At 66.5% G+C, this 25,363-nt stretch carries 25 protein-coding genes; 17 read left to right on the top strand and 8 right to left on the bottom strand.

All coding sequences use genetic code 11. The annotated features are described in order from the left end of the window. From C8C96_RS17825 to C8C96_RS17795, 7 genes are all read left to right on the top strand, one after another. The gene (locus C8C96_RS17825) at positions 1-810 is read left to right on the top strand and encodes an ATP-binding cassette domain-containing protein (protein WP_121943173.1); all 810 of its coding nucleotides are present in this window, start codon (positions 1-3) and stop codon (positions 808-810) included. Positions 811-870: 60 nt separating this feature from the next. Beyond that, positions 871-1,086: a molybdopterin-binding protein gene (locus C8C96_RS17820; protein ID WP_015013774.1), complete on the top strand. Its 216-nt coding sequence runs from the start codon at positions 871-873 to the stop codon at positions 1,084-1,086. A 340-nt stretch (positions 1,087-1,426) separates the two neighbouring features. Next, positions 1,427-2,035 carry a TetR/AcrR family transcriptional regulator gene (locus C8C96_RS17815; RefSeq protein ID WP_121943172.1) on the top strand — a complete coding sequence of 203 codons (609 nt, stop codon included), beginning with the start codon at positions 1,427-1,429 and terminating at the stop codon, positions 2,033-2,035. 205 nt (positions 2,036-2,240) lie between these two features. Then, positions 2,241-3,242 (top strand): NADP-dependent oxidoreductase, encoded by a 1,002-nt coding sequence (locus C8C96_RS17810; RefSeq protein ID WP_121943171.1) that lies wholly within the window; start codon positions 2,241-2,243, stop codon positions 3,240-3,242. A gap of 131 nt (positions 3,243-3,373) precedes the next feature. After that, on the top strand, positions 3,374-4,081 hold the full coding sequence (locus C8C96_RS17805) for an SDR family oxidoreductase (RefSeq protein WP_056744276.1): 708 nt from the start codon (positions 3,374-3,376) through the stop codon (positions 4,079-4,081). Between the two features lie 391 nt (positions 4,082-4,472). Continuing rightward, complete coding sequence (locus C8C96_RS17800; RefSeq protein WP_121943170.1) at positions 4,473-4,877, top strand: GreA/GreB family elongation factor; 405 nt, start codon at positions 4,473-4,475, stop codon at positions 4,875-4,877. A 123-nt stretch (positions 4,878-5,000) separates the two neighbouring features. Beyond that, positions 5,001-5,957 carry a universal stress protein gene (locus tag C8C96_RS17795; protein WP_121943169.1) on the top strand — a complete coding sequence of 319 codons (957 nt, stop codon included), beginning with the start codon at positions 5,001-5,003 and terminating at the stop codon, positions 5,955-5,957. Between the two features lie 60 nt (positions 5,958-6,017). On the opposite strand, the gene C8C96_RS17790 is transcribed toward C8C96_RS17795, so the two are convergent. After that, on the bottom strand, positions 6,018-7,382 hold the full coding sequence (locus C8C96_RS17790) for an LLM class flavin-dependent oxidoreductase (protein WP_121943168.1): 1,365 nt from the start codon (positions 7,380-7,382) through the stop codon (positions 6,018-6,020). Between the two features lie 153 nt (positions 7,383-7,535). After that, positions 7,536-8,393, bottom strand: a complete 858-nt coding sequence (locus C8C96_RS17785) for a TauD/TfdA family dioxygenase (protein ID WP_121943167.1) — start codon at positions 8,391-8,393, stop codon at positions 7,536-7,538. A gap of 239 nt (positions 8,394-8,632) precedes the next feature. On the opposite strand from C8C96_RS17785, the gene C8C96_RS17780 reads away from it, so the two are divergent. The 7 genes from C8C96_RS17780 (at position 8,633) to C8C96_RS17750 (ending at position 16,263) form a co-directional block, all read left to right on the top strand. After that, positions 8,633-9,733, top strand: a complete 1,101-nt coding sequence (locus tag C8C96_RS17780) for an ABC transporter substrate-binding protein (RefSeq protein ID WP_121943166.1) — start codon at positions 8,633-8,635, stop codon at positions 9,731-9,733. 298 nt (positions 9,734-10,031) lie between these two features. Next, complete coding sequence (locus C8C96_RS17775; protein WP_233584266.1) at positions 10,032-10,913, top strand: ABC transporter permease; 882 nt, start codon at positions 10,032-10,034, stop codon at positions 10,911-10,913. Between the two features lie 13 nt (positions 10,914-10,926). After that, positions 10,927-11,730 carry an ABC transporter permease gene (locus C8C96_RS17770; protein ID WP_121943164.1) on the top strand — a complete coding sequence of 268 codons (804 nt, stop codon included), beginning with the start codon at positions 10,927-10,929 and terminating at the stop codon, positions 11,728-11,730. 51 nt (positions 11,731-11,781) lie between these two features. Next, positions 11,782-12,615 carry an ABC transporter ATP-binding protein gene (locus C8C96_RS17765; protein WP_116749602.1) on the top strand — a complete coding sequence of 278 codons (834 nt, stop codon included), beginning with the start codon at positions 11,782-11,784 and terminating at the stop codon, positions 12,613-12,615. Positions 12,616-12,651: 36 nt separating this feature from the next. Beyond that, positions 12,652-13,746 (top strand): ABC transporter substrate-binding protein, encoded by a 1,095-nt coding sequence (locus tag C8C96_RS17760; RefSeq protein WP_121943163.1) that lies wholly within the window; start codon positions 12,652-12,654, stop codon positions 13,744-13,746. Beyond that, positions 13,743-15,101, top strand: coding sequence for a sulfatase (locus C8C96_RS17755; protein ID WP_121943162.1), 1,359 nt, complete (start codon positions 13,743-13,745; stop codon positions 15,099-15,101). The genes C8C96_RS17760 and C8C96_RS17755 overlap by 4 nt, the downstream gene beginning before the upstream one ends. 193 nt (positions 15,102-15,294) lie before the next feature. After that, the gene (locus C8C96_RS17750) at positions 15,295-16,263 is read left to right on the top strand and encodes a CysB family HTH-type transcriptional regulator (protein ID WP_121943161.1); all 969 of its coding nucleotides are present in this window, start codon (positions 15,295-15,297) and stop codon (positions 16,261-16,263) included. A gap of 58 nt (positions 16,264-16,321) precedes the next feature. Here the strand turns inward: C8C96_RS17750 and C8C96_RS17745 are convergent, their stop codons facing one another. Further along, a complete protein-coding gene (locus tag C8C96_RS17745) occupies positions 16,322-17,962 on the bottom strand; it encodes an argininosuccinate lyase (RefSeq protein ID WP_121943160.1) in 1,641 nt (546 codons plus the stop codon). Between the two features lie 174 nt (positions 17,963-18,136). Between C8C96_RS17745 and C8C96_RS17740 the strand changes: the two genes are divergently transcribed. Continuing rightward, positions 18,137-19,093, top strand: coding sequence for a LysR family transcriptional regulator (locus C8C96_RS17740; protein ID WP_121943159.1), 957 nt, complete (start codon positions 18,137-18,139; stop codon positions 19,091-19,093). Positions 19,094-19,135: 42 nt separating this feature from the next. Here C8C96_RS17740 and C8C96_RS17735 read toward each other — a convergent pair whose 3' ends face one another. After that, positions 19,136-20,011, bottom strand: a complete 876-nt coding sequence (locus tag C8C96_RS17735) for a LysR family transcriptional regulator (protein WP_121943158.1) — start codon at positions 20,009-20,011, stop codon at positions 19,136-19,138. A 109-nt stretch (positions 20,012-20,120) separates the two neighbouring features. On the opposite strand from C8C96_RS17735, the gene C8C96_RS17730 reads away from it, so the two are divergent. After that, complete coding sequence (locus C8C96_RS17730; protein WP_121943157.1) at positions 20,121-21,131, top strand: zinc-dependent alcohol dehydrogenase family protein; 1,011 nt, start codon at positions 20,121-20,123, stop codon at positions 21,129-21,131. Beyond that, positions 21,128-21,559 carry a nuclear transport factor 2 family protein gene (locus C8C96_RS17725; protein WP_233584265.1) on the top strand — a complete coding sequence of 144 codons (432 nt, stop codon included), beginning with the start codon at positions 21,128-21,130 and terminating at the stop codon, positions 21,557-21,559. Before C8C96_RS17730 ends, C8C96_RS17725 begins: the two co-directional genes overlap by 4 nt. Before the next feature lie 177 nt (positions 21,560-21,736). On the opposite strand, the gene C8C96_RS17720 is transcribed toward C8C96_RS17725, so the two are convergent. From C8C96_RS17720 to C8C96_RS17705, 4 genes are all read right to left on the bottom strand, one after another. Further along, complete coding sequence (locus C8C96_RS17720) at positions 21,737-22,273, bottom strand: hypothetical protein (protein WP_121943156.1); 537 nt, start codon at positions 22,271-22,273, stop codon at positions 21,737-21,739. Positions 22,274-22,393: 120 nt separating this feature from the next. Next, on the bottom strand, positions 22,394-23,137 hold the full coding sequence (locus tag C8C96_RS17715) for a YkgJ family cysteine cluster protein (RefSeq protein ID WP_121943155.1): 744 nt from the start codon (positions 23,135-23,137) through the stop codon (positions 22,394-22,396). Beyond that, the gene (locus C8C96_RS17710) at positions 23,134-24,624 is read right to left on the bottom strand and encodes a sensor histidine kinase (protein WP_121943154.1); all 1,491 of its coding nucleotides are present in this window, start codon (positions 24,622-24,624) and stop codon (positions 23,134-23,136) included. The genes C8C96_RS17715 and C8C96_RS17710 overlap by 4 nt, the downstream gene beginning before the upstream one ends. After that, complete coding sequence (locus C8C96_RS17705; protein WP_056067514.1) at positions 24,605-25,303, bottom strand: response regulator transcription factor; 699 nt, start codon at positions 25,301-25,303, stop codon at positions 24,605-24,607. Before C8C96_RS17705 ends, C8C96_RS17710 begins: the two co-directional genes overlap by 20 nt. Positions 25,304-25,363: the final 60 nt, after the last annotated feature.

The following is a 25,363-nucleotide window of genomic DNA, read 5'->3' as shown; positions in this document are numbered from 1 at the left end:
ATGAGCCAGAACGATCCCAACACAGCGCAGGGCGTGCGCCTGGAAGTGCGCAGTGTGGACAAGCGCTACGGCACGCGCGATGTCCTCAAGAAGACCGAACTCACGATTGAACCCGGCCAGTTCGTTGCGATTGTGGGCCGCAGTGGCTGCGGCAAGAGCACGCTGCTGCGCCTGGTGGCGGGCCTGGAGTCAGTCTCTGGCGGTGCGATCCGCCTGGACGGCCAGGACATCACAGGCCTGAGCGGTGACACCCGCATCATGTTCCAGGACTCGCGCCTCTTGCCCTGGAAGCGTGTGGCTGACAACGTGGCCCTGGGCCTGCCGCCCGAGCGGCGCGGAGCCGCGGCCGATGTGCTGGCGCGCGTGGGCCTGGGCGACCGGCTGGGCGAATGGCCGGCACGCCTGTCGGGCGGCCAGCGCCAGCGCGTGGCCCTGGCGCGTGCGCTGGTGCACAACCCGCGCCTGCTGCTGCTGGACGAACCCCTTGGTGCGCTCGACGCACTGACCCGCATCGAGATGCACCGCCTCATTGAAGGCCTGTGGCGCACCAGCGGCTTTACGGCATTGCTGGTCACCCACGACGTGCAAGAGGCCGTGGCCCTGGCCGACCGCGTGATCCTGATCGAAGACGGCCAGATCGCGCTGGACCAGCGCATCGACCTGCCACGCCCCCGTTCGCACGGTGACGCCGCGTTTGCTGCCATCGAAAAACGCATCCTGGACCGCGTGCTGCAAAAGCCCGATGGCGACCCCGCACACGAGGCGCCATGGCCAGGTGTGCCAGCGCATGGCCTTCGCTGGGCGGTGTGATTTTTCTGTTTCTCTCACCCACTGTTTTCATTTTTCAACGGACTATTCAAGGAGAACCCCATGTCCATTCAAGCCATCAACGTACGCAACCAGTTCAAGGGCAAAGTGCGCGAGATCATTCGCGGTGATGTCGTCTCTGAGGTCGATGTCGAAACCCCCTGGGGCATCGTCACCTCCGTCATCACCACCCGTTCGGTGGACGACCTGGGCCTGGTCGTGGGTTCCGATGTGGTCGCACTGGTCAAGTCCACGGAGGTGTCCATCGCCAAGCTGTGAGGGAGCACTGCCCGCCGTCATCACTGGTGTTGCGGCTGAATCGCGCACAAAGCGGGCGCTTGAGGCGACCCGCTGCGTGCGGGGGGCTGCGGTGCTCTGGATGAAGACTGCGACAGGCAAATAGCTCGTTTGGAAACGGTCGCATCGCAGGAGGGGAGGGCTGGGGCTCATCAAGACGGCCGCAGCCCGCCTTCTTTTTGACTGCCCATCACGTACCTGTTGATGGCACTGCTCGCATTCCAGGCCCCACAAGGGCCTGTTTTTTTGGGGGGGAACGATGCACGGGCGTGTGTGTAACCCCGTGGACGAAGCGCAGTTGCACTGGATGGTGAATTTATGTATGATGAACATCATGCGAAATAAACAGTCCAATGCTCGAGCCGCCGCCAAAGAAGCGACCCATGAGCGCATCGTGTCGGTGGCGGCGCGGGCGATCCGTCGTCAGGGCTACCATGGCACCGGGGTTGCGGACATCATGAAGGAAGCAGGCCTGACGCATGGCGCCTTCTATGCGCACTTCGAGTCTCGCGAGGCCATGCTGGCCGAAGCGGCAACGCAGGCGTGCGCTCAGTCTGTGGCGACGGTGGCGGGCGCTGTGGCGGGGGAGCCCGCCTCGCAGGCGATGGCAACCGTGCTCAAAGCCTACCTTTCGCGCGAACATGTCGAGAGCATCGAAACGGGTTGCCCTCTGGCCGCGTTGGGCTCCGAAACCTCGCGCCAGTCGCCTGAGGTGCGGCGCGTCTCCACCCGGCACATCAAGGAAATGGTCGATCTGATTGCGCGCCAGTCACCCCAGTGGGGCCAGCCAGAAACCCATGAGCAAGCGCTTGTCACCTTGTCCACCATGGTGGGAGCGCTCGTGCTTGCCCGTGCTGTGGACGACGCCGCGCTGTCCGACAGCCTGCGCGAAGCCGCGCTCAAGCACCTGTTGCCGGCGGAAACGGCATAACGCGGATTCACACCCAGCCTCTTCTTGATCGTGCGATGGCACGCATTTTTTTATCATTACATATGATGTTTATCATGCGAAATTGCGGGCCAAACTCTGCACAGCATCTGGCGCGTCATGGATGGACGGCGTTTTTGGTGGAGCCTCGCCAGTCCGCGTGGCATTGCTGTGCAGCCATGCAATCCCTTGCAGCAAAGGAAACCCCATGAAAGCGTTTGTTCTGGATCGCTATGCCAAAAAGGGCGTACTCCGGCCTGCCGATGTTCCTGCTCCCTCCCTGCGCGACGATGAGGTGCTGGTGGAGGTCCATGCAGCGGGCGTCAACCCGCTCGACGCCAAGATCCGAGATGGTGAGTTCAAGCTCCTCCTGCCTTACAAGATGCCGCTCATCCTCGGGCACGATGTGGCGGGCGTGGTGGTGCGGGTAGGGCCGCGCGTGCGGCAGTTCAAGCCGGGGGACGAGGTCTATGCCCGGGCGGACGACTTTCACATCGGCACCTTTGCGGAGCTGATTGCGGTCAAGGAGTCTTCGCTGGCCTTCAAGCCCCGCAGCCTGACCATGGAAGAGGCAGCGTCGATCCCGCTGGTGGGCTTGACGGCATGGCAGGCGCTGGTGGAGAAGGCCCAGGTCATCAAAGGGCAGAAGGTTTTCATCCAGGCGGGGTCGGGGGGGCTGGGCAGCATCGCCATCCAGCTGGCCAAGCACTTGGGCGCCACCGTGGCCACCACCGCCGGCGCGGGCAGTGCCGCACTGGTCCAAAGCCTGGGCGCGGACGTTGTCATCGACTACCGCCAGCAAGATTTTGAGAACGTGCTGCGCAACTATGACGTGGTGCTGCACAGCCAGGACAGCAAGGCGCTGGCCAAGTCCCTGCGTGTGCTCAAGCGCGGAGGCCAACTTGTCTCCGTCTCGGGCCCGCCCGATCCCGCATTCGGCGAAACCCTTCATGCGTCGGGCTTCTTGCGGATGGTGTTCCGGCTGTTGAGCGCCGGTACCCGGCGCCGTGCCCAAGTGCTGGGCATTGGCTACTCGTTCCTGTTCATGCGTGCACAGGGCAGCCAGCTGCAGGAGATCACGCGTCTGGTGGATGCAGGGGCCATCCGCCCGGTGATCGACAAGGTGTTTCCCTTCGACGCAACCAACGAAGCCATCGCCTACGTGGAAACCGGCCGTGCCAAGGGCAAGGTCGTCGTCAAGGTGCGCTGAGCTGCTCGCTTACTGCTGCCTCGCACCCGTCTCGCGTCCGTCTCGCACCTATCGAGCCCTCACTCCATATCCATCCCTTGCACAGCCCGTGCATATCCCTGTTCAGTCCCACCCCAACCTTGGAGATTCCCATGAAGATCGAAAACGCTGTTGTCCTCGTCACCGGTGCCAATCGCGGCATTGGCCTGGCCTTTGTTCGCGAGTTGCTCGCACGCGGTGCGCGCAAGGTCTACGCCGCCGCGCGCGATCCGTCCACCATCGTCCCGCAACCCGGCGTGCAGGCTTTGCGCCTGGACGTCAACAACCCCGAAGAGGTGGCGGCCGCCGCCGCGCAGGCGTCTGACGTGAGTTTGGTGATCAACAACGCGGGCATCGCCCAGCCCGGCGGGTTTCTGGCGGCCGACAGCGAAGAGGTGATGCGCCGCATCTTTGAGACCAATGTCTTTGGCGTGCTGCGTGTCAGCAAAGCCTTTGCCCCGGTCCTACAGTCCAACGGAGGCGGGGCGCTGCTCAACGTGCTGTCTGTGGCGTCGTGGGTGAATGGCGGCGAGCTGGCTGCTTACTCGGCCAGCAAGTCTGCGGCCTGGTCGCTCACCAATGCACTGCGCCATGAGCTGGCCGCGCAAAACACGCAGGTCCTGGGCCTGCACATGGCATATGTGGATACCGACCTGACGCGCGGCTTTGACGTGCCCAAGACCAGCCCGGTTCAGATCGTTCGGCGCGCGCTGGATGGCCTGGAAGCAGGCGCGGACGAGGTGCTGGCCGATGAGCTCACACAGCATGTCAAGCTCGCGATGACAGCCACGCGACCCAGCTACCTGCCGCAAGTGGCCTGAGTACGCCGCGCAGGGGCCACCCAGCTGGCGTGACGCTCTGGGTGGTCCCTGGTGGCGACAAAGATTGGCCACCCAGCCGCCGGGTATCTGGCAAGAACCCTGGGGCTATTGCCCCCAGAACCGCCCGTGTTGCCTACACTCGGGCCCATGACGACTCTTCTGGTTTGCCCTTTTGCCGCCCTGGCTGTGCTGCCCCGCGCAGCGGCCTGCGCGCGAGCGGTGGCCAAGAAGAACGCGCGTCGTCAGCTGACGCCAGCACATTCCTGAGCCCGGCGGCACCCTCTCTCCTCATCCCCTTGTAGCGCAACCATCCACCGCCGGGCACCAGCCAAGCGCGGTAGCGGCCGTCTTGTCCCCACGGGGCACCGCCGCATTCGATGGAGTGCTTTGTATGCATGCAGTTGTGACCCCTGGCGAGCGCACGCTCACCGACCTGGACTATTCGCGCCTGACCAAGCTGGTCGGCAACCGGCCAGCCCCCTTGCTGGACGACCTGCTGGCCAACGCCGATATCACCAGCCCGCGCACCGTGCGGGCCGACGTGGTCACCATGAATTCACGCGTGGAGCTGGTGGACCAGCACACCCACCGGCGCCAGGTGCTGACCCTGTGCTACCCGCAGGACGCCGAGCCTGCGGCGGGCTTCATCTCGGTGCTGTCGCCGGTCGGCATCAGCCTGCTGGGCTTGCGGGCCGGGGACGTGGCCCGTTGGCAAACGCCCCATGGCGAAGAGTGCTCCGCCACCATCGAGAACATCCAGTACCAGCCCGAGGCCACGGGCGACTACCTCACCTAGTCGCCTTTGCACGCCGGCCCGCTGCGGGCCGTACCACCAGATCACTTCTCACCAGACCGGCGCCAATCGCATTGGCAGCCGTTGGAGGAGTGCGCGTTGTTCACCACAGAAGGACGTACCCCCATGACCCCTCGTTCCATCCTTGCCGTCACCGATTTCTCCGAACAGGGAGGGCACGCGCTGGCGCGTGCGGCGCTGCTGGGCGCAGAGCATCGGGCTGCGTTGCAGCTGGTGTATCTCTCCCAACCCGGCGAAGTGCCGCCACCCGACGTGGCCGTGCGACTGTCGCACCATGCGCTGCAGATTCGGCAGCGCCACCAGATTTCTGTTCATGCCGGAACACGCATGGATTGCTCGGTGGCGGATATCGCCCGCGCGGCAGCGGGTCACGACCTGGTGGTGTGGGGCATGGCCCCGCAGCGCGGGTTGCGGGCCTGGTTCGTCGCGCACCCTGCCATCCAGTTGCTCCGTGCCTGCCAGCGCCCCGTGATCGTGGTGCGTAGCGCAGCGGCACAGCCCTACCAGAGCCTGACGGTGGCGGTAGACTTTTCTCAGGCTTCGCATCGCCTGGTGGAGCTGGGCCTGGCGCTCCACCCCCGCGCACGTGTGGAACTGTTCCATGCCGTCAGCACTGCCAATGAGGGCAAGCTGCGTTATGCCGAAGTGTCGGAACGCGCCATCCAGATCTACCGCGAGCAGTGCAGGCGCCATGCGCAGGACCGCATGTTCACGCTGACCGACTCGTACGATGCGCGGCGCAACCGGCTTTCATCCTCCGTCGGCCGGGGCGACCCGGCGCGGCAGGTGCTGGTAGCGCAGCAAGGGGCCGGGGCCGACCTGATCGTGGTGGGCAAGCATCCCGCGTCCCGGTGGGCAGACTGGCTGTTCGAGAGCGTTGCGCAACGCATCCTGCGTGAAGCCCGCACGGACGTGCTGGTAGTACCGCACGGCTTTCAGTCCGCATCCCGGGGGGCCGCCCTGAAACGCCTGGCGACCGATCTGCCCGTGCGCCGTGTCAAGGCAGGCCAGCCGCGCCTGCCGAGCCATCCCAACCCTGCGGCGCTGCAGGGAGGCGCATGAAGAAGGAGCCCTGTGGACAGCCAGCCCTGCCGAGGTCATTGGGCTCGCCGTGCATGAGGCCTAGGCCGCCTTCGCGAGCAGCGTTGTGTACCGGCTCGCGGGCCGTGCCAAGCCCAGGTTTTCCCGCAGGGTGGTGCCTTCGTAGGCGGTGCGAAACAGGCCGCGCCGCTGCAGTTCAGGCACCACCAGGTCCACAAACTCGTTGAGTGATTGGGGCAACACAGGCGGCATCACGTTGAAGCCGTCCGCCGCCCCGTTCTCAAACCATTCCTGCATGCGGTCGGCAATGGTCTCGGGTGTACCGATCACCACCCAGTGGCCGCGTGCACCGGCGAGGTATTCGTACAGCTGACGCACGGTGTACTTCTCTCGCCGGGCCAGCTCCAGCACCACGTGGGCGCGGCTGTTGATGCCCTTGGGTGGCTCGGGTATGTACGGCGGAGGTGCGTCAAGGTTCCACTTCGACAGGTCCTCTCCGGGCCAGAAGGGTGTGAGAGTGGCCAGGCCCACGCTGGGGTGGATCAAGGCCTGCAGCTCGGCCCACTTGGCCTGGGCTTCTGCCTCGGTGCGGCCAATCACGGGGGAGATGCCGGGAAGCACCAGCAGTTCTTCAGGACTGCGGCCGTACTTGGCCATACGACCCTTCACATCCTTGTAGAAGGCCTGGGCCTCGGCCAGGCTGGTCCAGGCGGTGAAGATGGCCTCGGCCGTCGCGGCGGCCAGTTCCTTGCCGTCTTCCGAAGAGCCGGCTTGCACAATCACTGGGTGGCCTTGCACCGAGCGTTCGATGTTAAGCGGCCCTTGCACCTTGAGGTGTTTGCCCACGTGGTTGAGTGCGTGCAGCTTGTCGGGGTCAAAGTAGATGCCGCTTGCCTGGTCGCGCACCAGGGCGTCGTCGTCAAAGCTGTCCCACAGCCCCTTGACCACGTCCACAAATTCGTGGGCGCGCTCGTACCGCGTGGCGGGGTCCGGGTGCGTGTCCAGGCCAAAGTTGCCGTGCACGTTTTCGGCGCTGGTGGTCACTACGTTCCAGGCGGCCCGGCCCTTGCTGATGTGGTCCAGCGACGCAAACTTGCGCGCCAGCAGGTAGGGGTCTTCGTAGGTGGTGGAGGCTGTGGCCACAAAGCCGATGTGCTTGGTGGCGACCGACAGCGCCGCCCACAGCGTCACGGGCTCGAAGTGCGAGATGCGTCCCTGGCGGCTGAAGGACTCGCGGTCGCCCTTGTGCCACACGCCGGGGCTGTCGGCCACGAACACCTGGTCAAACAGGCCACGTTCGGCGGTTTTGGCGACCTCGATGTAGTGATCGATGTTGACACCCGAATCGACCTGTGAGCCCGGGTGGCGCCAGGCGGCTACGTGGTGGCCCGTGGCCATGATGAAAGCGCCGAGGCGCAGCTTTCTGGATGTGTCGGGTTGGGTCATGTGAGATTCCAAAACTTGTGGAGATGGCTCGCGGCCTTCGACACTGGCGCGGCCCAGGCCAGTGCACCCGTGGAACCGGCTTCGCCGGGCCTCCGGGTGCGTCCCCCCTTGGGGGATGGCGCCGAAGGCGACTCAGGGGGCTATCTCTTGGGGTTACTCCGTGATAGTGATGCGATGCAGCTTGCGGTGCTGCGGGAAGAAGTCGCCCACCGCGTAGTGCTGGGTGGACCGGTTGTCCCACACGGCCAGCGTGCCGGGCTGCCAGCGCAGGCGGGCTTGGAATTCGGGCACCTGGGGCAGGGCGAACAGCTGGGTCAGCAGGGTGTCGCTCTCCACACGCGACAGGCCCTTGATGTGGCTGGTGAAGGTGGAGTTGACGTACAGCACCTTCTTGCCCGTGACAGGGTGCACGCGCACCACGGGGTGCTCTACCGGCGGGTACTTGGCGCGGGCGGCCTTCAGCTCGTCGCCGCTCGCGTCCTTGCGCAGCAGGTACTCGGTCCAGCCGCTGATCTCCCAGGTGTGCACGGCCGTCAGGGTCTCCAGATAGGCCTGGAACGCGGGCGGCAGGCTGGCATAGGCGGCGGTGAGGCTGGCCCAGAGCGTGTCGCCGCCGCTGGCAGGGATCACCTGCGCATACAGGCTGGTGCCCAGCGGTGGCTGCTCGCGCCAGGTGATGTCGGCGTGCCAGTTGCTCGATGCCTTGGGGCGCTCGGCCGTGCTCTCCACGATCTCGATCTCGGGGTGGTTCTCCAGCCGGGGGAAGAACGCCTTGACCTCGGCCACGTTGCCAAAGCCGCGGGTGAAGTCCACCTGCTGCTGCGGCGTGATGTGCTGGTCGCGGAAGAACAGCACCTCGTGCAGGGCCAGGGCCTGGCGCAGCTCGGCCTGCGTGGTGGCATCGAGCGGCTGGCGCAGGTCCAGGTCGTGGACCACGGCGCCGATGGTGGGGGTGTAGGGCTCGACCGCGAAGCGGGTGAAGGTGGGGTGCAGGTCGTTGAGGTTGGACATGGTGCTGCTTTCTGAAACGAGGGTGGATGAAAGAGAACGCCCATGGGATTGGGACAGTGCACGCGCAGCGCATCAACGAAGCAGTTCGTATATGGATAGTCGGAAATCCGCGCTCTGCAGCGGCGTGTGGGGCGCTTGGCGCGCCCAAATTTGCATATCTGTTTTTGGTCGTTGGTGGCGCTGCCTGGCCTGCCTAGAGTGGCTGTCAATCCATGACAACAAGCACGAAAGGTCCACACATGAATAGAACGCTATGGAGCGCAGCGCTGCGCAGGGCGGCAGCGGGAACGGCAATGGCTTTGGGCCTGTGGGTGGGCAGTGCCGCCGCGCAGGCACCCGAGCCGCTGAAGGTCATCCGCATCGGGATTGCCACTGGCGGCGTGGGCAGCGACCCGGTGCGCCACGGTGGCACCTCGGCCGCGCTGGCCTATACCGATGGCGCGCTGGAGGAGGAGTTCAAGAAAGACGGCGTGAAGGTGCAGTGGACCTTCTTCAAGGGTGCAGGCCCCGCCGTGAACGAGGCGCTGGTCAACAAGCAGCTGGACTTTGCCTGGCAGGGCGATCTGCCTTCCATCGTGCACCGGGCTAGCGATGTCAAGACCAAGATCATCCTGGGCAGTGGCGTGCGTGGAGGGTTGTACCTGGCCGTGCCGCCCGACTCGTCCATCCGCCGCCTGGAAGACCTCAAGGGCCGCAAGGTGGCGGTGTTCAAAGGCACCAACCTGCACCTGGCGGCGGTGCGTGCGCTGGCCGACAAGGGGCTGAGCGAGCGCGATGTGAAGCTGGTGAACCTGGACTTCCCCAGCGCCGACGCCGCGCTGGTCAGCAAGGACGTGGATGCGGCATTTGGCTACGTGGGCCTGTTTCGCCTGCGCGATCAGGGCCTGGCCAAGGTGGTGTGGTCGGCGGCGGAAGATTCATTCAAATACACGCGCCAGACGGCGCTCCTGGTGAGCGATGAGTTTGCGGCGCGGCACCCGCAGGTGGTGCACCGGGTGGTGAAAACCGTGGTGCGTTACGCCCACAAGTACTCCGACGAAGACCGCCGCGCCGAACTGTTTGCCCAGTGGGGCAAGGCCGAGTACCCCGAGAAGGTCTGGCGCGAAGACTTCATCGGCCAGCCGCTGCGCGTGCGCCTGTCGCCGCTGCTCGATCCCTTCCTGGTGGCGCGCTACAAGGATGCGGCCGATGAGGCGCACAAGCTCAAGCTCATCCGCAAGAAGCCCGAGATCGACAGCTGGTTTGACCGCCGCTACCTGGACGCCGCGCTCAAGGACCTGAAGCTCGAAGGCTATTGGCCCGTGTATGGCCGCAACGGAGAACTGGCCGCTGCACTCTGAGCGCAGGCCAGCCGCCGTAGGCAACGATTGATAGGTCGTAGGGGGACGGGCCGGCGAAAGCCGCCCTTTGCAGCCCGCCCGCACCTGGTGTGTGGCGGGCTTTTTTGTGCCCTGGCGCGACCCTGCTCATAACGCGTGAGCCGCAGCTCATGCCGCAAACATCTTTGTCATTGCATATGAGTATTAACCATTTATTTTTATAACAAACGTCTTTTACATTCCTTTTGGTTGTTATTGATGGTGTGCAGCTCGCCTTCGTGGGCTGCAGCGCCACCACACAAAAAAGGACATGCAAAAGATGGCGATACCCGCACTGAACGCTGCCGGGCCCGGGGGCCCCGCAGCGCTGCCCGCAGGGGCCCAGGCGGCCCCGGCACCCCGGGCTGCAGCCGCCCCGGCCACCCCCCAGAGCCCGTCACGTGCCTGGGCCTGGCGCTGGCTGTGGGCCTGGCCGTTTCCGCTGGCTGTGCTGGCGTTATGGCAGCTCTCGGCCGTGTGGGGCTGGGTGCCCGAGCAGGTGCTGCCGCCGCCTGCAGCCGTGTTCAAGGTGTTTGCCGAGCTGCTGGCCAGCGGCGAGCTGTGGGACCACCTCACCATCAGCATGGTGCGCGTGGCCGGGGGCTTTGGCATTGGCCTGGTGCTGGGGCTGTTGCTGGGTGGGGCCATGGGCCTGTCGCCCACCTTCCGCGACTACGTGTTTCCGCTGTTCAAGGCCTTCAGCCAGGTGCCGGTGATTGGCTGGCTGCCGCTGCTGATCCTGCTGGTGGGCATTGACGAGGGGCTGAAGTTCTTGCTGATTGCCAAGGCCGCGCTGGTGCCCGTGGCCATCAACACCTGCCAGGGCATTCAGAACGTGCCCAACCGGCTGGTGGAGGTGGCGCGTGTGTATGGCTTCACCCGCTGGCAGATGCTGCGCAAGGTGGTGTTTCCGGCGGCTACGGCACCCATCTGGAACGGCGTGCGCTATGGCCTCACCCATGCCTGGCTGGCGCTGGTGGTGGTGGAGCTGCTGGCGTCATCGGAGGGCATTGGGTTCCTCATCGTCTATGGCCGCCAGCTCTTTCAGCTGGACGTGGTGCTGGCCGCCGTGCTGGCCGTGGGCATCGTTGGGTTTGTGATCGACAAGCTGCTGGCCGTGTCCGAGGCCTGGCTGCTGCGCTGGCGCAAGCCGGGTTTGTGAGCGGGGTGTGCCCATGTCTTCTGTGAACGTACAACGCAACGTGTTCCAAAAAGTGCCCGCACGCCTGCGGGGCTGGGTGCTGCCCGTGCTGATCCTGGCCGCGTGGTGGGCGGTGGTGGCTTCGGGGGCGTCCGATTCGCCCCTGCTGGTATCGCCGTTGGCCGTATGGCGGCGCGGTGTGGGCCAGGTGGTCAGTGGCGAACTGTGGGTGGCCCTGTCGGCCAGCCTGTGGCGCATGGCCTGGGGGTTCGGCATTGGCTCCGGCATCGGGCTGGCGGTGGGTGCGCTGCTGGGCTGGTCGCGCTGGGCCGAGCGGCTGGTGGGGCCCACGTTCCACACGCTCAAGCAGATCTCGCTGTTTGCGTGGATTCCGATGCTGTCGATGTGGTTTGGCCTGGGCGATACCGCCAAGGTAGCGTTTGTGGCCATGGCGGCGTTCTTTCCGGTGGTGCTCAACACGCTGGAGGGCCTGCGCAGCGTGCCGCGTGAGTACCTGGAAGTGGGCCGCGTATACGAGTTCAGCGTGTGGCAAACGCTGCGCCGTGTGGTGGCGCCTGCCGCCGCGCCCTCACTGTTCACCGGTATCCAGCTCTCGCTTATCTACAGCTGGCTGGCCACGCTGGGGGCTGAATACCTGCTGGCCTCGGGCAAGGGCATTGGCAACACGCTGATCGATGGGCGCGAGCATTTCTGGATGGACCTGGTGCTGTTTGGCGTGGTGGTGGTGGGCCTGGTGGGCTTTGTACTGAACGCGCTGCTGGCCGCACTGGAAAAGCGCCTGCTGGCCTGGCGTGATCGCACGATCGCCAGGTACTGATGCCGCTGACGCATCGCATACGCATACGCATACGAACACAAGGAAATCAACATGGCACACGCCGGTACCCTGGCCATTCGCGGCCTGAATAAGCAGTACGAGGTCAAGGGCGAAGCCCTGCCCGTGCTGCAGGACATCCACCTCACCATCGAGCCCGGCGAGTTCGTGAGCATCGTGGGCTCGAGCGGCTGCGGCAAGTCCACGCTGCTCCGGCTGGTGATTGGCCTGGAGGGCGATTACCAGGGCGAGATCCTGCTCAACGGCCAGCGCATTGTGGGCACCAGCCTCAACCGGGGGATCGTGTTCCAGGAGCACCGCTTGTTCCCCTGGCTCACGGTCGAGAAGAACGTGGCGCTGGGCCTGCTCAACTCCAGCCTGACCGAGGGCCAGCAGCGCGCCACCGTGCGCGAGCACATTGCGCTGGTGGGCCTGCAAGGTTTTGAGACTGCCTATCCGCACCAGCTCTCTGGCGGCATGTCGCAGCGCGTGGCCATTGCGCGGGCGCTGGTCAACCGGCCCGACATCCTGCTGCTGGACGAGCCCTTTGGCGCGCTCGACGCCATGACCCGCGCCCACCTGCAGCAGGAGCTGCACCGCATCTGGCAGCAAGAGGGCATCACCATGATTTTGGTGACCCACGACGTGGAAGAGGCCGTGTACCTGGGCGACCGCGTGGTGGTGATGGAGCCGCGTCCCGGCCGCATCCGCCGCACTGTGCCCGTGGGCTTGCCCCATCCGCGCGAGCGGACATCGCACGCGTTCACCGCCATCAAGGACAGCGTGCTGCGCGAGTTCTCCGGCCACCCGGCGGCCGACCTGGCCGAGCCGCCGCTCAAGCGCGGCGAGCAGCTGGCGCCTGCCGCGCAGTGGCAATTTGCCGTTTGATTGTTTGTTCCCCTTTTACCGATCCCCGAGATTCCCATGACACAACAAACCCCCCTCGCTTTTTCCACGCGCCGTTCGCTGCTGGTGGCTGGCGCTGCCGCATTGGCCGCCCCCATGGTGCTGCGCGCACAGTCGCCCGCCAAGGTCATCCGCATCGGCTCGCCTGACCTGGGAACGGCCGGCAAGCCCTCGCCAGGCGGCAGTGTGTTTGCGGTGCTGCAGGCCAACAAGTGGCTGGAAGATGAATTTGCCAAGGACGGCATCAAGATCGAGTGGAACTTCTTTCGCGGCGCAGGACCGGCCGTGCACGAGGCGCTGTCGGCCAAGCAGCTCGACATCGTCTCGCTGGGCGACCTGGCTGCCGTCATTGGCCGCGCGCGCGGTCTGCCCACCCGCTTCGTTGCGGCCACGGGCCGGGGCAGCAATAGCTATCTGGCCACGGCGCCGGGCGTGAGCATCAAGACCGTGGCCGACCTCAAGGGCAAGAAGGTCACGGTGCTCAAGGGCACCGCCTACCAGCGCACCTTCGACAACCTGCTGGCCACGGCGGGCCTGACCGAAAAGGACGTGAAGCTCATCAACATGGACTGGCCCACCTCCAAGGCCGCGGTGGTGGCCGGGCAGATCGACGCCACGTTCGGCGGCTCGGACCTGTTCCTGCTCAAAGCGCAGGGCGCGCAGATTGCGCTGAGCACCAAGGGCCGTGGGCCGGACTACACCATCAACTCCGGCATCCTGGCCACCGAGGATTTCGCTGCACAGAACCCGCAGCTCACCCAGCGCCTGGTGACCCAGCTGGTGCGCGCCGCCCACTGGTCTTCGCAAGAGGGCAACCGCGAGGCGCTGATCAAGCTGTATGCCGACAACAGCGGCAACCCCGAGCTGTCGTTCCGCGAAGAGCTGGCGGGCGACAACCTGAACGCCCGATATTCGCCGCTGCTCGACGAGGGCTTCATCGCCGGTTACCAGGGCGTGCTGGACGACGGCGTCAAGCTGGGGCTGATCCGCCAGACGTTTGACGTGAAGGCCTGGTTCCAGCCCGCCTTCGTGCAGCAGGCCGTCAAGGACCTCAAGCTCGACAAGCAGTGGCGCGAGACCGATGCCGCCGGCAAGGCCAAGGGGTCTGCATGAGCATCACCACCAATGTGGCCGCCTCCGCTTCCACCCAAGCGCCCAACATCGTCTTTATCCTGGCCGACGACCTGGGCTGGGCCGACCTGAGCGTGTACGGCCAGGCCGACTTCACCACGCCGCACCTCGATGCGCTGGCGGGCGAGGGCGTGCGCCTTACCCAGGCCTATGCCAACTCGGCTGTGTGCTCGGCCACGCGGTTTGCGCTGATCACCGGGCGCTACCAGTACCGCCTGCGCGGCGGGCTGGAGGAACCCCTGGTGCGCAAGGCCCATGTGCACGGCCTGCCGCCGGAGCACCCCACGCTGCCATCGTTGCTGCGCGATGCGGGCTATGACACGGCGTTGATTGGCAAGTGGCACCTGGGCAGCCTGCCCACCTTCGGCCCGCTCAAGAGTGGCTACGACCGCTTCTTTGGCAACTATGGCGGTGCCATCGACTACTTCACGCACAAGCCCGGCGTGGGCGATGCCGTGGCGCGCGATTTGTACGAAGGCGAGGTGCCGGTGGAGCGCGTGGGCTACTACACCCAGCTGCTGGCCGATGAGGCCACGCGCTGGATCGGCGAGCGCAGCGCGGCCAAGCCGTTCTTTCTGTCGCTGCACTTCACCGCGCCCCACTGGCCCTGGGTGGGGCCGGAGGACGAAGAAATCTCGCTGGGCCTGAAAGACCTCTTTCACTACGACGGCGGCAACCTCGCCACCTATGCGCGCATGGTGCGCTCGCTCGACAAGGCGGTGGGCCAGGTGCTGGATGCGCTCAAGGCACAAGGCCTGGCCGACAACACCATCGTCGTCTTCACCAGCGACAACGGCGGCGAGCGCTTTTCCAAGACCTGGCCCTTCACCGGCCAGAAGACCGAGCTGCTCGAAGGCGGCATCCGCGTGCCCACGCTGCTGCGCTGGCCTGCGCGCATTGCACCGCAGGTGAGCGACCAGGTCACCGCCACCATGGACTGGTTGCCCACGCTGCTGGCCGCTGCGGGCGTGGCGCCGTCGGCCGACTACCCGCCCGACGGCGAGAGCATCCTGCCCGTGCTGGAGGGCCATGCGCTTGCGCACCCGCGCACGCTGTTCTGGCGTTACAAGTCGCAGCGCCAGCGCGCCGTGCGCGAGGGCCGCTTCAAGTACCTGCGCATCAACGACAACGAGTTTTTGTTCGACGTGGAAGACGACACGCTGGAGCGCGCCAACCTGCGCCACAAGCACCCCGAAGTGTTTGAACGCCTGCGCACGGCGTGGGAGCAGTGGAATGCGCAGTTCCTGCCCATCACCGACGAGGTCATCACCCACGGGCTGTCGCCCGACATCCAGGCCGACCGCTATGTGCCCGACCTGTCCCAGCGGGGCATGTAAGGCCCGTACGGGCAAAAAACCAAAGAAAAGTGACTGATGCGCTAGTGGAATATGCGCTTGATGCTATTAAAAACATAGTATTTACAGGCCCCTGCGCTACGGGCTGTCTGGCTACGGAACGCATGGGGCCGTCGCCAACACGGTCACCGCGCGGTGGCAGTCACATCGACATTGTGAGACCGGCTTTTCATCCATGAACTTTCAGCAACTGCGCTCTGTGCGCGAAACCGTGCGGCGGGGCTTCAACCTGACCGAAGTGGCACACATCCTGCACACCTCGCAGCCCGGGGTGAGCCGCCAGATCCGCGAGCTGGAGGAAGAGCTGGGCGTGGAGATTTTTGTGCGGGCGGGCAAGCGCCTCACGGGTCTGACCCCGCCTGGCGAAGTGCTGTTGCCCACAGTCGAGCGCCTGCTGCTGGAGGCCGACAACCTCAGGCGTGCCGGCCAGGACTTCAGCGACAGCGAGCAGGGGCGCCTGTCGGTGGCGGCTACGCACTCGCAGGCGCGTTATGCGCTGCCCCAGGTGGTGCGCGACTTTCGGGCGTTGTTCCCGCAGGTGTCGCTGCACCTGCACCAGGGCTCGCCCCGCCAGGTGGCGGAGATGCTGTTGTCCGGCGAGGCCGACATCGGCGTGGCCACCGAGGCGCTGGCCGGCTACGACGCCCTGGTCACCCTGCCGTGCTACCGCTGGACGCACAGCATCGTGGTGCCCCCGGGCCACCGCCTGCTCGACCTGCCCGGCCCGGTGACGCTGGAGCAATTGGCGCAATATCCCATCATCACCTACGAGCTGGGCTACACCGGCCGTGCGCACATCGACGAGGCCTTTGCGCGCGAAGGCATTGCGCCCGACATCGTGCTCACCGCCATGGACGCTGACGTGATCAAGACCTATGTGGAGCTGGACATGGGCGTGGGCATCGTCGCGTCCATCGCGGTCGATGAAGAGCGCGACCGCCACCTGCGGCTCATCGACGCGGGCCATCTGTTCGAGGTCAACCTCACCCGCCTGGGCCTGCGGCGCGGCGCCTGGCTGCGCGGCTATGCCTACCGGTTCATTGAAAGCTTTGTGCCGACGCTCACGCGCGAAGCGGTCGAAAAAGCGGTGCAGCAAGGCGGCGATGGCGTGGTGGATGACACCGACGGGCGCAGGCTGGAATGACGCCGGCGACGCCGTCGGTTTCTTGTTCTCCTCAGGCCCGCCCCCGGACATCCCCCGTTCAGGGCAATGACTTCACGCCCTCAAACGCCGCGTTCAGCGCCGCCTCGGCGGCCAGCAGGCGCTGCCGGGCTTCACCCGACCAGGCGCGGTCCTTGGCCAGCGTGTCTTTGGCAGCGGCCACCATGCGCGCGACCTCCTGGGGCTGGGGGCCGCCTGTGCCGGTGCGGGTCTGCACCATCTCGGCGGGGGACAGGGCGCGGCGGAATTCCTTTTCCGTGAGCGGCAGGCGCTGGTCCTTGATGTCGTACTTTTTGCCCGCTTCGCGGTAGATGCGCACGGCTTCGGCATACGGAAAGTCCTTGGGCCGGATGTTGCGTTCCTTGGCATACACCACCACGTCCGACGCAAAGTGGTGGCCCACCCGGAACGGAATGGCATGGGTGCGCTGCAGGGTTTCGGCCAGCTCCATCGATGTGGTCCATTCGGATTCCAGTTCGTCCAGTGCGCGGGCCGGGTCGATGCGCAGCGAGTCCAGCACGTCGGCCAGCTGCTGCAGCATCTCCACGCCCTGGACAAAAGTCTTGGCGCTACCGGGGCTCCAGGTGTTCTTGTAGTCGATCATGCCGGGCGTGACGTTATGGGCGCGCCACAGCGATGCCTGGGCCGACGCCACCACATCGCTGGCCTTGGCGCGGGTGTTCTGGATGATGCCCGGGTTCGCTTTCTGCGGCATGGCGCTGCTGGTGTAGGTCTTGGAGCTCGCCAGCAGCAGCCATGGCCGAGTCTGGTGGTACTGGGTGTGCACATCCTGCATCAACGCGCCCACGCGTATGGCGGTGGAGCTGGCGATGGATGTGGCCTCGATCGGGATGTCATACGTGCTGATCTGTCCGGCATCCAGCGAGTTGACGATGAGCCCGTCAAACCCCAGCAGTTGCGCCAGGCGCTCCCGGTTGATGCCCCAGCTGGAGTTGGCCAGCACCGCCGTGCCCATGGGGCTGAGGTTGATGCGGGCGTAGGCCTCGCGGATGCGTGCCGAGTCGCGGGCGAACGAATCGGCAAACGCCATGAGGTAGTGCCCATAGCTGATGGGCATGGCCTGCACGCCATTGGTGTAGGCGGGCACATAGGTGGCGGTGTGCGCCTGTGCGATGGTAATGAGCCGTGCGCGCACCTGGTCCAGGGCATCGGCAAAGTCCAGCATCTCCAGGCGCAACTGCGCGGCGTTCAAGGTGGAATGGATGTCCTGGCGACTGCGCCCGGTGTGGATCAGCGTGGCCTCGGGGCCCACGGCGTCCGTGATGATCTTCTCGACCTGCAGCACATCGGTGGGGCGCTTGCCACCCGGGGCCGTCGCCTGCGTGATCGACAACTCCACGCCCCGCGCAATGCGGCCCGCCTGGGCTTTGGGGATGATGCCTTGCTCCACGTTGACCACGGTCGATGCCATGTTGATGCGGCCAAACCAGTAGAAGGTGTCCTGCGACTTGGACAAGGCGCTGGTGGCGTCCCCCTTGACCAGCCCCTGGATCTTGGCGACCTGTGCCTGGCATTCGGCGGTGGTCTTGCAGGCGGTGTCCAGGGTGTCTGCGGCCTGTGCTGGGCCCATGGCCAGGAGGGCGCCCACGACCGGAGCGAGCAGGAAGTGGGTGGGGTGCAAGGTGATCGTGCGCAGGGGCTGGCGCTGAGGTGATGGCATGGTGGTTTGTCTCCTGAGATCTCTCGCATCCAGCGGCGGGCTGGTGCGGGAATAAGATTCGTTAATTGAATGCATCTGGCGTGGGTTTGCCCCTTGCCAGCGCGAGATCGTTCCATAGCAGGCTCCACAAGGCCAATGCTTCTTTTTCAAGTGAATTCAATTTTTGAATAAGTCATGCCGGATTTGACGCCTTCCGTCCTGTTCAACCGCATCCTGGGGCGGGTGCGCCTCAAGCACCTGCAGCTGGCCATTGCGATCGCCGACCTGCAGAGCCTGCACCGGGCGGCTTCCTCCATTGGACTGAGCCAGCCCGCCGCGACCCATGCGCTGGTCGAGCTGGAAAGCTCTCTGGGCGGCCCTCTGTTCGAGCGGCACTCCAAGGGCATGCGCTTGACCCGCCTGGGAGAGGCGGTCCTGCCGCTGTTGCGCGCATCGCTGGTTCCGCTCCAGGCCGCCGCAGGCAATGCTGCGCTGTTGCAGCAGGGCGCAGCGTCTGCGCTGATCCGCATCGGCAGCATTGCGGCGGGCATCAACGGCCTGCTCACGGTGGCCATCCCGACCTACGTTGGCGTACATCCGGATGCGGCCATCGATGTCCACGAGGTCACGATCAACAACTTGCTGGAGAGCATCCAGGAGGGGACGCTGGACCTGGCCATCTGCCGCGAACCGACCCCGCTGCCGCAGGGGTTTGCGTTTTGCGCCGCGCTGCAGGATGGGTTTGTGGTGGCCTGTCGTCCGGAGCATCCTCTGACCCGGCAGGCCACTGTCACGGCCGCAGAGCTGCTGGCCCAGCGCTGGCTGGCCCCACCCCTGACCGGGCTGGGACCCCAGCAGGTGGAGAGCCTCTTCGATGAACTGGGTGGTGTGCCCGAGCTGTGCCGCGTGTCGAGCCGTTCGACGGAGATCGCATACGCCATGCTGGCCGACAGCGACATGCTGATGTGCGCGCCCGCCAGCCTGCTGCGGCCGCTGGTTCAGCGTGGAGAGCTGGCGGTGTTGCCGTGGAAGTCACAGGCGGTGGGGCCGCTGGGCATCTTGGTCAAAGCGGTTGTGTTGGAGCACCAGAGCCACCCGTGTCACAGCTTCATCGAGCATGTGTTGGCCGTTGGGGCGGGGCTGGGTCGCTGACCGCCATCAGCCAAGCGCTGCGACGGCGCTCCCAGCGTTTTGTCAGCCGCCCTGGTCGCCTGCATCGCCCTGAGCAGGGCCCAGCGCTTGCATCAGCATTTCCACCAGCGCGCGCAGCCGGGGGACCCGGCGCAGGTCCCGGTGGTAACCCAGCCACACATCGCGCCCTGGCGGCGCTGGGGCGACCTCCACCCTTTGCAGGCCGGGGTGTGAGTCACCCAACGGGCAAGGCAGTACCGCCAGGCCCGCGCCCGATGCGCAGGCCACGGCCTGCACGTGCCGGTTGTTGCTGCGAAACGCGATGCGCGCCGAAGGAAAGGCCTCGCGCAACCAGGCCGCGTCCGGCATCTCGCTGAATCCCAGGTCCATCGTGACGAGGCGGGCGTCAGCACCGTCTGTGGGCATGTCTGCGCCCCGCTGCATGTACAGCGCGTAGGGCACATGCATCAGCCGCCGCTGTATGACGTCGGGCTCGTCAAAAGGAACGATGCGCGCCACCAGGTCCGCCTCGCGGCGCGCCAGGCTGAAGAGGCGCGCATCGGTCAGGAGTTCGATGCTGACGCGGGGGTGGTGGTGGGTGAACGCGGCGCACAGCGGCGCCAGCACATGCAGTCCAAACCAGTCAGAGGTCGATACCCGCAGCGCGCCTTCCAGCTGCTGGTCTGCGCCGTCCAGTTGGCGGGAGAACGACAGCGCCTGCGCTTCCATGCCCTCGGCGTGGCGCAGCACGGCGGCTCCTTCGTCGGTCAAGATGAAGCCCTCGGAGGTCCGCTGGAACAGGGTGTGGCCCAAAGAATGTTCCAGCGCCTTCAGCCTGCGGCCCATGGTGGGCTGGCTTTGTTGGAGGGCGCGGCCTGCCGCACCCAGCGTGCCGTGCCGGGCAATGGCCAAGAACACCTGTACGTCATCCCAGTTCATCGGCTGCATCATACAAAAGTGAATGACAAGGTTTCAATCTTGTGGCTTTCCATTCAAAAGCGAAAGGTGAAAACTGGCGGCACTGTTCAACCCCACGAAGGAAAACGCCATGTCCACCTCTCCCGTCCCCACCATGCAGGCCCTGGTGCTCGCATCCCCCCACGGCGCACTGACCCCCACCTGGCTGCCCCGGCCCCAGCCCGCGGCGGGCCAGGTGCTGGTCCGCATCCACGCCAGCGGCGTGAACCCGCTGGACACCAAGATCCGCGCGGGCGCCGCCGAGCACGCCCAGCAACCACTGCCCGCCGTTTTGGGCATGGACCTCGCCGGCGTGGTGGAGGAGGTGGGGCAGGGCGTCTCTCGCTTCAAGGTGGGGGATGCGGTGTATGGATTTACAGGCGGCATTGGCGGGCTGCAAGGCAGCCTGGCGCAATACGCGGCGGTGGATGCACGCCTGTTGGCCCACAAGCCGGGCCGGCTGACCATGCGCCAGGCAGCGGCCTTGCCGTTGGTCTTCATCACCGCCTGGGAAGGACTGGTGGACCGTGCCAACGTGCGCAGCGGGCACAAGGTGCTGGTGCACGGTGGCGCCGGGGGCGTGGGCCATGTGGCGGTGCAGCTGGCCCGCGCGCGGGGTGCCGAAGTGTTCGCCACGGGCACGGCGGCGCAGGCCGATTACATCCGGTCCCTGGGCGCCACGCCGATTGACCATGAAACGACCTCGGTCGAGGCCTATGTCCACGCGTTTACCGACGGCCAGGGCTTCGATATCGTTTACGACACCGTGGGTGGGCCAGTGCTGGATGCGTCGTTTGTGGCGGTCCGCCGCTACTCGGGCCGTGTGGTGACTTCGCTGGGCTGGGGCACCCACAAGCTGGCGCCGCTGTCGTTCCGGGGTGCTACTTTCTCTGGGGTGTTCACGCTGCTTCCCATCCTCACGGGGGAGTTCCGTGAACACCACGGCGAGATCATGGAGCAGGCCACCTTGCTCGCGGAAGCGGGGCAACTGGAGCCATTGCTCGACCTGACCAGCTTCACGCTGGACACGGCCGAAGCGGCGCACGCCCTGGTCGCCAGCGGCCGCGCCCTTGGCAAGGTGGTGGTGAGCGTGCTGCCATGAGCCAGCCGGGTCAACCTTTGGCAGAAAGCGCCAGCGGGCCAGCCAGCAGGGACGACGCTGCAGGCCTGCGGCATGGTGCGGTGGTCCCCACGCACGAACATCTGCGCCACGTGGCGGATGCGCTGATCGCGGCCACCAACGCATTGGCGGTGGAGCGGGTGCTCGCCCTTTTTGCACACGATGCCGTGATCGACGACCCCTCCACGGGCCACCGTTTTGATGGCCATGCCGGAATACGCCGCTATGTCGAACAGTACTTCGTCGGTTACCAGACGGTGACCCGGTTCCTGTCGATGCAACGCCTGGGGCCGCAGCGCGCGAGGGTGCGGGTGGACTTCACGGGGGATTTTGGTCACGAGATCGGCAACCTCGACATCACCGTGAATGCGCAGGGCCTTATCGCCCGGCTGGATGCCGACCTGGAATGAGCGGTGTGAATGGCTTGGCTGCGCGACGGCCCTCAGGGCCGGCGTGCGGCACCAGGCTGCACGAGGCGGAGGTGGGCGGCGCTGTGCTGTTTTGATGCGGAATTTGATCAAAAACAGCCGGAAGCGCTAGTGAATCATGCGGCAATAGCTATCAAAAAGAGAGCGTGTTGATCCGACTCAACGCGGCAAGCACCCCGCAAACCCCCTGGGCCCTGCTGCCGAGACATCCGCCAGCGCCACGGCCTCCAGCCGGTCGTTCTGCCCCGGTATCTTGGTCAGCCGCTGGCCGTTCTGCCAGCGCCACTGGGTGCCGTCAAAACTGTAGATGAAGGTGTGCGTGCGGTTGGACAGCAGGTGCGCGGGGGTGAGGGTGATGGCCTGGGCGGCGGCTTCGGTGGGTGCGTGGGCCTGGGCCTCGTTGTCCTTGATGACGAGCTTGCCTACGTAGGGTGTCACGGTGGATTCGGTGCGCGTGACTTCGGGCTGGACCAGGGCAGGGCTGTAGCCGGTCAGGGTCCAGTCGCCCGCGGCGCCAGGCAGTACATGGGGTTGCCGTGCGGCCAGGAACTGGGTGCACGCGGTGGTGATGGCATCGAAGTTGGTGGTGGCGGGGCCGGTGGCTTCGGGCTTGCTGCAGCCTGCCAGGCCCGCCACCATGGCGGCAGCGGCTGCCAGGTGGAGGGGGGCACAGGAGCGGAGGGTGGGCTGGGTCATCAGGCGTGAGGCGGGGGGGCGTCGAGAAGTTCGGCCGCACGGCCAGGCGGCTGCGGGGCTGGCTGCATTGTGGGCGGCTGGTTGCGGTGGGTCTTGACGGACATCAAGGCGCGTGGGCTTTCACGGCAATGTGGTGGGCAGGGCCAGCGCGCCTTCGTCACCCCGGTACCAGCGCAGCAGAGCGCTGGGTGCGTGGAGCGGCGTGCCGTCCAGGGCTGCCAGCACGGCGGCGTTGAGTTCGTGGGCGCTGGCGGGCAAGGGCTGGTCGCGGTAGGCCAGGGCGGTGCCGGCCATCAGCGCTTCGGCGTCCACCAGCAGGCGCAGGTTTTGCGGGATGGTGGGCGATTGCTCTGCACAGTGCACAGCCGACAAGGAATGCGCCTTGCGGCAGGCGGCAGGGCGCACGCTGTAGATGGCACACCGATCATTGACGAGAAAGCTGCAGGGCTGGCGCGTGGCGCCCGCGCTTGCCGCCGCGACGTGCTGCTGCAGGCGCAGCAGGGTTGTGGCCTGGTCCGCGCCGGGCAGCGTGTGCAGGTGCTGGGCGATGCGCAGCACCTCGGGCTCCGTCGCCTCCACGCGCAGGTGGCAGCAGTGCGCGCAGCCCGCCTGGCACGCTGGCTGGGGGCCGGTGGCGCGGGCTTGTTCTGCCACGGTATCCAGGCCCTTGTGCAGTTGGGCGATGAAATCGACGGCGGCCTGGGCGGCGGCGTTGGCCTCGGTGCCATGGGCTGCAGCGCCCTGCATGGCGTGGGCCTGCACCGCCCGCAAGGCCCGCCCGGCCGCGCTGCGCACGCGGGCGATGGACTGCAGGAAGGCCGCTTGCTCTGCCTCGGTCAGTGCTGGGTCGGGCGGGCTCGTCATGGGGTTGTGGGGAGCGTGCTGGAGGGGGCAGGCGCATTGGGCGCTAACGGCAGCCACACGCTGGCCGCGAGGCCAGATCCGTCGGTTGTGTCGCTGGCTGCCGCCAGTTCCAGCCGTCCTTCCATCAGCTGCACATACCGCGCCACGATGGCCAGGCCCAGCCCTGCACCCTGGCCCAGGCGCTGGCCCTGGTCGCCCTGCGCCCAGCGCTGTTGCAGCTGCTGCGCCAGCGTGGCGTCCACGCCGGGGCCGTTATCGGTCACGCGCAGCACACCAAAGCCGGGCTCGGTGTGCAGCGCCACGGTGATGCGGGGTGGCGTGCCGCGCCCGTAGCGCAGTGCGTTGTCCAGCAGGTTGTTCAGGATGCCTTCGACCAGCGCTGTGTTGCCCCGCACCACCACGGCCTGGTCCAGCCCCTCGGCGCCCAGGTCCACCCCCAGGGCATCGGCGCGTGGCAGGTAACGCAGCAGCACGTCGCGCACCAGCGTGTGCAAGGCCAAGGGCTGCAACGTCAGCGCGATGCCACCCTCGGCCGCGCGGGCCAGGGCCAGCAGCTGGTCCACGGTGCGGCTGGCGCGCTGTTCGGCTTGGGCGATGCCCTCGATTTCGCTGCGCCAGACGGCCGGGTCGTTGTGGGCCAGCGCGTGGGCGGCCTGCGCGCGGATGCCTGCGAGCGGTGTGCGCAGCTCGTGCGCCACGTTGCCCGCAAATTCGCGCTGCGCATGCAGGCTTTGCTGCACCCGCGCCAGCAAGCCGTCCAGGGCCACGCCCAGGCGTTGCACGTCGCTGGTGCTGGCTTGTTGCGTCAGCGCGGGCGGCAGGGGTTGCAGGTCGGCAGCGTCGCGCTGGTCCATGGCGTCCTGCAGTGCACCCAGCGGATGCAGGTCGCGCTCGATGCCACGCAGCAGCCACGACCCCAGCACCACCAGCAGCCACAGCTGGGCCAGGCCCGAGTACACCAGCAGCCTGCGCAGCAGCTGCGTGCGCTCGGCGGTGGTCTGCGCCATGACGACAGTGAAAGAGGGCGGCCCCGCAATCTGCAAGGTGGCGCGCCGCAGCTCGCGCCCATCTTGCGAAAGCTGCGAAAAGGCGTGGCTGCTGCCCGCCGCCACCACGCCCGGAGCCAAGTGGGGGTCGCCTGCGATGAAGCTGCCATCGGGCGCGTACACCGCAAACCATACGGTTTCGCTCTGGTCAAAACGCAGCAGACCCACCTCGCGCGGCGTGAGGTCCAGCCGCAAAGGGTCGCGCGCAGGATCTGTCGGCTGGCCGCCGCGCACATGGGCGGCCACGGCGTGTGCGTCGTCGAGCAACGCTCGGTCAAATGCCTCGGCCACAAAGTGGTTGCCCACGCCCAGCACCACCGTGCTGCCCAGCCCCCAGATCAGCACCAGTGACAGCAGCACGCGCCGGCCTATGCGCTGGCGCAGGTCGGGCGGCTGCTGGTGCAGCGGTGCGGGGCCGGGTTCAGGACTGGCCAACGTCATCCTCTAGCACGTAACCCAGCCCACGCAGCGTGCGGATGGCCGCGCCGCTGCCCGCAATCTTGCGCCGCAGGCGGGAGAACGAGGCCTCCAGCGCGTTTTCGCCCACCACCTCACTGCCGTCCGACAGGCGCGAGGACAAGTCGCCCTTGCTCAGCACACGGCCGGGCGGGGTCATCAGCTCCCACAGCAAATCGAACTCGCGCGCAGGCAGCTCCAGCGGTTGCCCGGCCACGCTGACGCGGCGCGCCTGGCGGTCGAGCACCAGCTGGCCCACGGTGACGATGTCGGCGGTGCCGCTGGCGCGCCGCAGCAGCGCGCGCAGGCGCGCTTCCACCTCTTTGAGTTCATAGGGCTTGCCCAGATAGTCGTCGGCGCCGGCGTCCAGCCCGGCAATGCGCTCCTCGGTGCTGTCGCGGGCACTGAGCACCAGCACGGGGGTGCGGTCGCCGCGCGCACGGGCGCTGCGCAGGGCGGTGAGGCCGCTGCCCAGGCCGCTGCGCGCGTGGGCAGCGTGGGGCAGGTTCAGGTCCAGCAGCACAGCGTCGAAAGCCTGTACGGCCCACCAGTGCTGGGCTTCTTCGACGGTATGGGCCAGCTCGACACGGTGGCCCGCGTTTTCGAGGCCCTGGGCCATGGTGCGGCTGAGCACCGGGTCGTCTTCCACCAGGAGGAGGCGCATGGAGGTCGGGGTTCTACGTGAAATTACGCATGGCCAAGATCAGCCTGCGATCAGGTTCGA

The sequence above is a fragment of the Acidovorax sp. 100 genome (genome assembly GCF_003688355.1).
GTDB classification, from domain to species: Bacteria; Pseudomonadota; Gammaproteobacteria; order Burkholderiales; family Burkholderiaceae_C; genus Acidovorax; species Acidovorax delafieldii.
The sequence above is the reverse complement of the archived record's forward strand: the minus strand, read 5'-3'. Positions and strand labels throughout refer to the sequence as shown.